This is a genomic window from Umezawaea sp. NPDC059074 (assembly GCF_042738955.1).
In the GTDB taxonomy this organism is placed as follows: domain Bacteria; phylum Actinomycetota; class Actinomycetes; order Mycobacteriales; family Pseudonocardiaceae; genus Umezawaea.
Genome location: NZ_JBHYHC010000235.1, coordinates 1 through 8,006, shown reverse-complemented (window position 1 = coordinate 8,006; position 8,006 = coordinate 1). Strand labels below are relative to the sequence as shown.

Here is an 8,006-nt window from a genome sequence, read left to right as displayed (position 1 = left end):
CCGATTGTATGTGCGCCCCCACCCTTGTTCGTGTTGTCACGGCGTCTTTCCAGCCTTGACAAGACGAAAAAGGGTGGGATAATCGGCGCAATCGGGGGTTCCCCTCCCAAGCGCAAGCTCTCGCAAGCGTCCCCCAAAAGCGAGAACCCCCCAACACATACGCTAGCCCAGAGGTACGACACTCCCACGTACCCGCAGCTCAGAGCACCCGAGAAGCCCGATCAACAGCCCCCCAACTGGACAGTATCTTCAGCTTCTCCTCCGAAGGCGACCCAGTGTCAGCCGTATACAAGATCAACGACATCCCAGGATCCGTAGGCGGCACCAACGTCTCATAGTTGATCGCCATAACCCCCACAGCTTCGTGATAAAACCGCTTACTCCCATGCGTATGCCGAAACACCCGATAATCCGCCCAATACCGAGCGAACTCCTCCGAAGCAGCACTCAACTCCGCCACCAACGCCCCCAACACCGGATCAGCCGAATCCCTCCCCCCGGCCACCCGCAGGATCGCCACCATCTGCTCAGCGATCACAGCCCAATCCGGATACACAACCCGAGCCTTCGGATTCAGGAACATCCACCGAGCCATGTTCCGCTCCCCCACCGGCATAGCCGGGAAGTCGTCGATCAACACCGTCCCCATCCGGTTGATCGCAACAACCTCCAACCGAGGCCCGTGCACCACAGCCGGCGTCGGATCCAACGCCTCAATCATCATCCGCACCGCAGGCCGAGCCCGAACGGACCGCACCCCAACCCGCCCCCCGGACGGCTTCACCAGCTCGAACAGATGCGCCCGCTCCAGTTCGTCCAACCTCAACGCGTCAGCCACCGCCGACAACACCTGATCGGACACGTTCCGAGCCCGCCCCTGCTCCAACCGGTTGTAGTAGTCGACGCTCACCCCGGCCAGCAGCGCCAGCTCCTCCCGCCGCAACCCGGCCACCCGCCGACTCCCAGCCCGCCACGGCAACCCCACGTCGTCCGGCGTCAACCGAGCCCTCCGAGACCGAAGAAACTCACGGAGCTCACTGGGCTGAGTCATGCCCTCATTCTCACCACCCCCTCACCACGCGCGCGAGCGCAAGGGAGGCACTGGTGGTGCCAGGTTCACGGGTGCCAAGCAACCCGTTCCCCCACCCACCCAAGGCCAGTTGACTGGACCCACCAGCGAAAACGAGGAGCGAGCACCATGCCAATGCCAGCCAACCCCCCGAAGAACCCGTCCAGCCCCTTCGCCAGCTTCTCCGGCCACCACATCGGCATCCGCGTCCCCGACTACGAAGCGGCCAAAACCTGGTACACCGACAAGCTCGACTTCCGAGTCCTCCAGGAATGGCCCTACGGCGACCTGAAGCTCGCCTACCTCAGCCCCCCGAACGACGACGACTTCCACGTCGAACTCCTGGCGGGCCCGGTCCCGTCCCCGAACCCCGTCCTCGACGACCTCGCCGAGAGCCTCACCCACGGCGGCTACCAGCACGTCTGCGTCCACGTCGACAACGTCGACGCCGCACGGGAGGAACTCCTCCGGCGCGGCGTCGACGTGGTCGGCGAACCGTTCGAGATCGAGCAGATCAGCCGCAGGCTCGCGTTCTTCCGCGACCCGTGGGGCAACATGTTCGAGCTCTCGGAATCCCTCCCCGGCGCGGGGGCGTGAGCTACATCCGGGCGCGGGCCGCCACGAACGCGTCGACGGCCCGGTTCACGTCCGCCGTCGTGTGTCCGGCGGACATCTGCGTCCGGATGCGCGCCTTGCCGTGGGGCACGACCGGGTACGAGAACCCGATCACGTAGACGCCCTGCTCCAGCAGGAGGTCGGCCATGCGGCCGGCTTCGGCGGCGTCGCCGATCATCACCGGGATGATCGGGTGCTCGCCGGGCAGCAGGTCGAAGCCCTCGGCGGTCATCCGCGACCGGAACAGGGCCGAGTTCTCCCGCAGGCGGGTCAGCAGCTCGCCGGACGAGCTGATCAGGTCCAGCGCGGCGATCGACGCGGCCGTGATGGACGGCGCGAGCGAGTTGGAGAACAGGTACGGCCGGGACCGCTGCCGCAGCATCTCGACGATCTCCCGACGGCCGGACACGTACCCGCCGCTGGCTCCGCCGAGCGCCTTCCCGAGGGTGCCGGTCACGATGTCGACCCGGTCCTGGACGCCGAACAGCTCGGGCGTCCCGCCGCCGTTCGGGCCGGTGAAGCCGACCGCGTGCGAGTCGTCGACCATGACCAGCGCGTCGTACCGCTCGGCCAGGTCGCAGATCTCGTCCAGCGGCGCGAGGTAGCCGTCCATGGAGAACACGCCGTCGGTCGCGATGAGCCGGTACCGCGCGTCGGCGGCGTCCTTGAGCTGGCGCTCCAGGTCGTCGAGGTCGCGGTTCTTGTAGCGGAACCGCCGCGCCTTGCAGAGCCGGACGCCGTCGATGATCGACGCGTGGTTCAGCTCGTCGGAGATCACCGCGTCCTGGTCGGTCAGCAGCGTCTCGAACAGGCCGCCGTTGGCGTCGAAGCAGGAGCTGTACAGGATCGTGTCCTCGGTGCCGAGGAACTGCGACAACCTGGCTTCGAGCTGCTTGTGCGGTTCCTGCGTGCCGCAGATGAACCGGACGGACGCCATGCCGAAGCCCCAGCGGTCCAGCGCGTCCTTGGCGGCGGCGACCAGCACGGGGTGGTCGGCGAGGCCGAGGTAGTTGTTGGCGCAGAAGTTCAGCACCTCGTCGCCGGACCCGACCCGGATCTCGGCGTTCTGCGCGCTCCCGATGACCCGCTCGGCCTTGTACAGCCCGGCCGACTTGATCTCCGAGATCCCCGCGAGCAGGTCGTCCCTCATCGCGCCGTACATCAGGCCTCCGTCCAATCCAGCACGACCTTGCCGCACTTGCCTTCACGGGCCGTCGCGAACGCCTCGGCGTGGTCGCGGTAGCCGAACTTGTGGGTGATCACCGGGGTGAGGTCGAGGCCGCGCTGGAGCAGCACGGACATCGAGTACCAGGTCTCGAACATCTCGCGGCCGTAGATGCCCTTGACGTGCAGCATCTTCAGCACGACGCTGCTCCAGTCGACCGCGAACTCCTCGGCGGGCAGGCCCAGCATCGCGATGCGGCCGCCGTGCGCCATGTTCGCGATCATGTCCTGCATCGCGATCGGCTTGCCGGACATCTCCATGCCGACGTCGAAGCCCTCGGACATGCCGAGTTCGGCCTGCGCGTCGGCGATGGTGGCCGTGGCGACGTTGAGCGCCAGGTCCACGCCGACCTTGCGGGCGAGGTCGAGGCGGTGCTCGCTCACGTCGGTGATCACGACGTTGCGCGCGCCCGCGTGCTTCGCGACGGCGGCGGCCATGATGCCGATCGGGCCCGCGCCGGTGATCAGCACGTCCTCGCCGATGACCGGGAACGACAGCGCGGTGTGCACGGCGTTGCCGAACGGGTCGAAGATCGCGGCCACGTCCAGGTCCACCTTGTTGCGGTGCACCCAGGCGTTCTCCTGCGGCAGGACCGCGTACTGGGCGAACGCGCCGTCGACGTGGACGCCGAGGCCGCGGGTGTTCGCGCACAGGTGGCGGCGGCCCGCCTTGCAGTTGCGGCAGGTGCCGCAGACGAGGTGGCCCTCGCCGGAGACCAGGTCGCCGACCCGGACCCCGGTCACCGCCACGCCGATCTCGATGACCTCGCCGACGAACTCGTGGCCCAGGACCAGCGGCGCCTTGACGTTGCGCGCGGCCCAGTCGTCCCACGAGTCGATGTGCAGATCGGTGCCGCAGATGCCGGTGCGGAGCACCTTCACCACGACGTCACCAGGGCCCGCGACGGGGTCGGGGACGTCGACGAGTTCGAGTCCCGGCCCGGCGGCCACCTTGACCAGTGCCTTCATGACGCGCAGTGTCACCTGTCTCGAGTTGTGCAGTCCATCAGGACTTTCTGCAATCCCTTGTCAGCTCAGCTTCACAAGGGCGGCGCACGACGTTCGCGCTGCCGGTAAGTGGAACCCCCACCGCCGCGCAACGCCACTCGAGACCCACCGGTCGGGGGACGGCTCAGGCCTTGCGCACCCGGAACCCCGGCATCCGCACGAGGTACGGGCCGATCCGCACCATCCGGACCTGCTTGATCTGCACCGACCCCGCGCGCACGGCGCCGGTCAGCACGAAGTGCGGCCTGCCCTCGCCGCCGCCGGACTTGTCCGAGACGCTGCCCGCGGCCATCTCGATCTCCTCGGTGTCCACGGTCGCGCCCTCGGGCAGCAGGATCGACACCGACCCGGCCGTCACGTCCAGCTCGACCGTCACCACCGCGTGCGGGATGTCGGCCTCGGAGAAGTCGAGGTCGGTCGACCCCATCCGGTTGCGCACGACCAGTTCCCGCGGCACCGCCCACTGCCCCTTGCGGGACACCGACGACATGGTGTTCTTGATCTCGACCCGGTCCTTCGGCGCGACGGCCTTGGGCGCCTGCTCGTTGTGCGTCATGCCCGGCAGGTCGACGAGCACCGCGTTCAGCTCGCCGCGGGTCTTCGCGACCAGCGCCACGTCCGTGCGCGTGGAGAACTCGTCCAACGTGATCAAGCCCTGGCCGATGGCCTTCTGGAGCAGGCCGATCACGTGCTCGCGTTCGGCGTCCGAGACCCTGAAGTCCTTGGGGTCGGTCATGGTGGTCAAGCCTCCGGTTCGGCGTCGAGGCCGTGTTCGATCGCGTAGCGGGCCAACTCGACCCTGTTGTGCAGCTGGAGCTTCCGCAGCGTCGACTGCACGTGGTTCTCCACAGTCCGGTGCGAGATCACCAGTCTCGTCGCGATCTGCCGCGCTGTCAGGCCTTTCGCCACAAGTCGGAGGACCTCCGTCTCCCGGTCCGTCAGCTGCGGCTCGTCCTGCTCGTCCGGGCTCGCGGCCATCCGGCGGTACTCGCCCAGCACCAGCCCCGCCAGCCCGGCGGTGAACACCGCGTCACCGGCGGCGGTGCGGTTCACCGCGTCCACCAGTTCCTCCGCCGACGCGGACTTCACCAGGTAGCCGGACGCGCCTGCCTTCACGGCCTGGAGCACGTCGTCGTGCTCGCCGCTCGCGGACAGCACGAGGACCCTGGTCCCCGGCAGTTCGCCGGTGATCATCGCGGTGGCGTCGACGCCGGACAGCTCGCCGAGGTTGAGGTCCATCAGCACCACGTCCGGCCGCACCGCGCGGGCGATCCGCATCGCCGAGCCCGCGTCCGCCGCGGTCGCGACCACCTCGAACCCGCGTTCCGCCAGATCCCGCGCCACGCCGTCGCGCCACAGCGGGTGGTCGTCGACCACCATCACCGAAACCGTCACCGGACTCCCCCTACTCGGAACACGCGCACTTCCCACTCCGTGCCCTCACCGGGCCCGGTCTGCAAGTCGAGGGTGCCGCCGAGGAGGGCGACCCGCCCCCGGATCGACTTGGCGATCCCCATCCGGCCCTCGGCCTCGGCCACGTCGATGCGGCCCTCGGGGATGCCGGGGCCGTCGTCGCGGATGCTGACCACGACCTCCTCGCCCAGGTCCTCCAGCAGCACCCACGCCTTGGCGTCGCGGCCCGCGTGCTTGTCCACATTGGACAGCATCTCCCGGACGACGGCCGTCAGCTCCAGCGCGACCACCGCGGGCAGCATCACCTGCGTGGCGGGCGTGGACACCTGCACCCGTTGCGTCGCCAGCAGTTGCAACGCGGGCCTCAGGTCGGCGTCACCATCCACTGTGGACTCCACCGGCGACGCCGCGACCAGCGACCGCAGCGCCACCTCCTGCTCGCCCGCCAGCTCGGCCAGCTCCGCGGCCTCGCCGCCCAGCTCCATCCCGCGCTTGCGCACCCGCGCCAGCACCTGGAGCACGCCGTCGTGGATCGACCGGGCCAACCGCTCGCGCTCCGCCGTCGCCGCCTCGGTCCGCAACGCCTGCGCCAACCGCACCGCCGACCGGCGGGCCGTCGTCGCGGCCATCCCGACCACGAACCCGGCGCCCGCCAGCAGCACGACGTCCCGCACGAGGTCGACGCTCATCGCGCCGCGGTTCAGGTACGTGACCAGCCCGACGATCCCGCCGCCCGCCGCGCCCGCGTACCGACCGGCCAGCGCGCCCGCCGCGACCGCGGGGCCGCACGCCCAGATCGTGGTGATCAGCGGGACGTTGGTGAGGAGCTGGAGATCGGTCATGATCAGCCGCGACGTCGACATCAGGCCGCACGAGAGCACCAGGTCCGCGACCACGACCCACGGCAGCCTGCCCGACTCGCGGCTGTACGCGCGCGTGGTGAACACCGTCCACGCCGCCATCACGCCGATGACGGTCCACGCCAGCCACGGCCGCGCGTACCCGCTCGAGTGCACGGCCGCGTTGCCGAGCGCGAACAAGAACGTCACTATCCGTAGCGCGACCGTCCCCCGCCACAGGTGCGCGACGGGGTCTTCGAGCACAGATGGCCCCTCGCCGTCCGACTTGATGTGCACGGTGTGCTCCCTTCGGACCCCATCCTGCCGTGCGGGAGTGGCGCAGCTAACCCCCAGGTGGACGTCTACTGCCTGTGAGAACGATGTGCAAGGCTTGCGGCCGAGTCTGGTGACCCGCTGTCGCGGCCACCACGTCGGCACTCCCACGGCGGGGAGGGATGCAGTGCGCGACTGGCCCTTGTGGACGCTGCGCTGGCCCGCGCTCGCGTACTGGCTCGTCGTCGACTTCGCCGCGCTGGCCGTGGTCACCTACGTCATCGTCGCCACCCCCACGCCTTCGTCCGCGGACGTCGGGCGGTTCGCGGCGGTCGCGGGGACGGCCGGGGCGGTGATCATCGGCAGTTCTATCTACAGCCATCGGCTGGGGGAGACCGAGCGGAACCCGTGGGCCGCGCACCTGTGCTACCTGACGGCCGGGATCATCGCGTTGCCGCCGAACCTGCTGGTGCTGTTGCTGTTCGGGCCCGCGTTGCACGGGGTGCTGACGCAGCGGCCGGAGTCGCACCGGTGGCTGTTCACGTTGTCGGCGACTGCGTTGGCGGTGTTCGCGACCCGGTTCGTGTTCGGGTGGAGTGATCCGTCCGGCGAGCTGGGGATGATGGTGGTCGGGGCGACGGTGTTGTTGCTGCTCCGGTCGGGGTTGATCGCGTTGGGGTTGCACCTGCGGCGGCCCGCCGCGCCTCGGGAAGAGGTGATCGGGGAGCCGATCGACGTGATCCTCGGGATTGTGGCCGTCAGCCTTGGGGGGTTGATGGGGTGTGTGGCCAGTGCGATGGCTGTGCACACGTTGATCGCTGGGCCGCCCATGGCGTTGTTGGAGCGGGCCGCTCAGTTGCCGCAGTGGCGGCGGTCGGCGCAGAGGGATGCGAAGACGGGGTTGTCCAACGCCGTGCACTGGGATTCGCAGGCTCGGGGGGAGTTGGCGAAAGGGCGTGGGGACGGGCGGTCCATGGCGGTGATGCTGATGGACCTGGATCACTTCAAGCGGGTGAACGACCAGGTTGGGCACTTGGCTGGGGATGCCGCTTTGGCGGCTATCGCGTTGTTGTTGAGCGCTTCCACTCGGCGGGGGGATTTGGTGGGGCGGTTTGGTGGGGAGGAGTTCGTGGTGCTTCTTCCTGATGCTTCGCCGGAAGTGGCTGAGGCTGTTGCGCAGCGGATGAGGCATGCGGTGGCTGGGTTGTCGGTGCCCACTGTGGCTACCGATGGGCGGCATCATGTGTTGTCCGGGTTGACGGTGAGCATTGGGGTGGCGACTACCGGGCGGTTTGGGTATGAGTTGCCGGATTTGTTGGTGGCTGCTGATGCGGCGTTGTTGACCGCCAAGGGGTATGGGCGGAATCTGGTGGAGATGGCTTGAGGGTGTTGAGGGGGCTTGACCTGCGGGTACGTGGGAGTGTCGTACCCCTGGGCTAGCGTATGTGTCGGGGGGTTCTCGCTTTTGGGGGACGCTTGCGAGAGCTTGGGGTTTGAGTGGTAACCCCCGATTGCGCCGATTATCCCACCCTTTTTCGTCTTTTCTAGGGTGGTAAGAAGCCGTG

At 68.5% G+C, this 8,006-nt stretch carries 8 protein-coding genes; 2 read left to right on the top strand and 6 right to left on the bottom strand.

Annotated elements, in window-relative coordinates:
- Positions 1–199 precede the first annotated feature (199 nt).
- On the bottom strand, positions 200–1,051 hold the full coding sequence (locus ACFWW9_RS45000; RefSeq protein WP_390389613.1) for a helix-turn-helix transcriptional regulator: 852 nt from the start codon (positions 1,049–1,051) through the stop codon (positions 200–202).
- A gap of 147 nt (positions 1,052–1,198) precedes the next feature.
- On the opposite strand from ACFWW9_RS45000, the gene ACFWW9_RS44995 reads away from it, so the two are divergent.
- Positions 1,199–1,666: a VOC family protein gene (locus tag ACFWW9_RS44995; RefSeq protein ID WP_390389612.1), complete on the top strand. Its 468-nt coding sequence runs from the start codon at positions 1,199–1,201 to the stop codon at positions 1,664–1,666.
- A 1-nt stretch (position 1,667) separates the two neighbouring features.
- On the opposite strand, the gene ACFWW9_RS44990 is transcribed toward ACFWW9_RS44995, so the two are convergent.
- The 5 genes from ACFWW9_RS44990 to macS all read right to left on the bottom strand — a co-directional run bounded on the left by ACFWW9_RS44990 (position 1,668) and on the right by macS (position 6,465).
- Positions 1,668–2,846, bottom strand: coding sequence for a glycine C-acetyltransferase (locus ACFWW9_RS44990; protein WP_390389616.1), 1,179 nt, complete (start codon positions 2,844–2,846; stop codon positions 1,668–1,670).
- Positions 2,846–3,877, bottom strand: a complete 1,032-nt coding sequence (gene tdh / locus ACFWW9_RS44985) for an L-threonine 3-dehydrogenase (protein WP_390389610.1) — start codon at positions 3,875–3,877, stop codon at positions 2,846–2,848. The genes ACFWW9_RS44990 and tdh overlap by 1 nt, the downstream gene beginning before the upstream one ends.
- 163 nt (positions 3,878–4,040) lie before the next feature.
- Complete coding sequence (locus ACFWW9_RS44980; RefSeq protein WP_390389608.1) at positions 4,041–4,652, bottom strand: DUF1707 domain-containing protein; 612 nt, start codon at positions 4,650–4,652, stop codon at positions 4,041–4,043.
- A 5-nt stretch (positions 4,653–4,657) separates the two neighbouring features.
- Entirely contained in the window at positions 4,658–5,311 is a 654-nt protein-coding gene (locus ACFWW9_RS44975) for a response regulator (protein ID WP_390389606.1), read from the bottom strand.
- Complete coding sequence (macS, locus tag ACFWW9_RS44970) at positions 5,308–6,465, bottom strand: MacS family sensor histidine kinase (RefSeq protein WP_390389604.1); 1,158 nt, start codon at positions 6,463–6,465, stop codon at positions 5,308–5,310. Before macS ends, ACFWW9_RS44975 begins: the two co-directional genes overlap by 4 nt.
- Positions 6,466–6,628: 163 nt before the next feature.
- Between macS and ACFWW9_RS44965 the strand changes: the two genes are divergently transcribed.
- Positions 6,629–7,825 (top strand): diguanylate cyclase, encoded by a 1,197-nt coding sequence (locus ACFWW9_RS44965; RefSeq protein ID WP_390389601.1) that lies wholly within the window; start codon positions 6,629–6,631, stop codon positions 7,823–7,825.
- Positions 7,826–8,006: the final 181 nt, after the last annotated feature.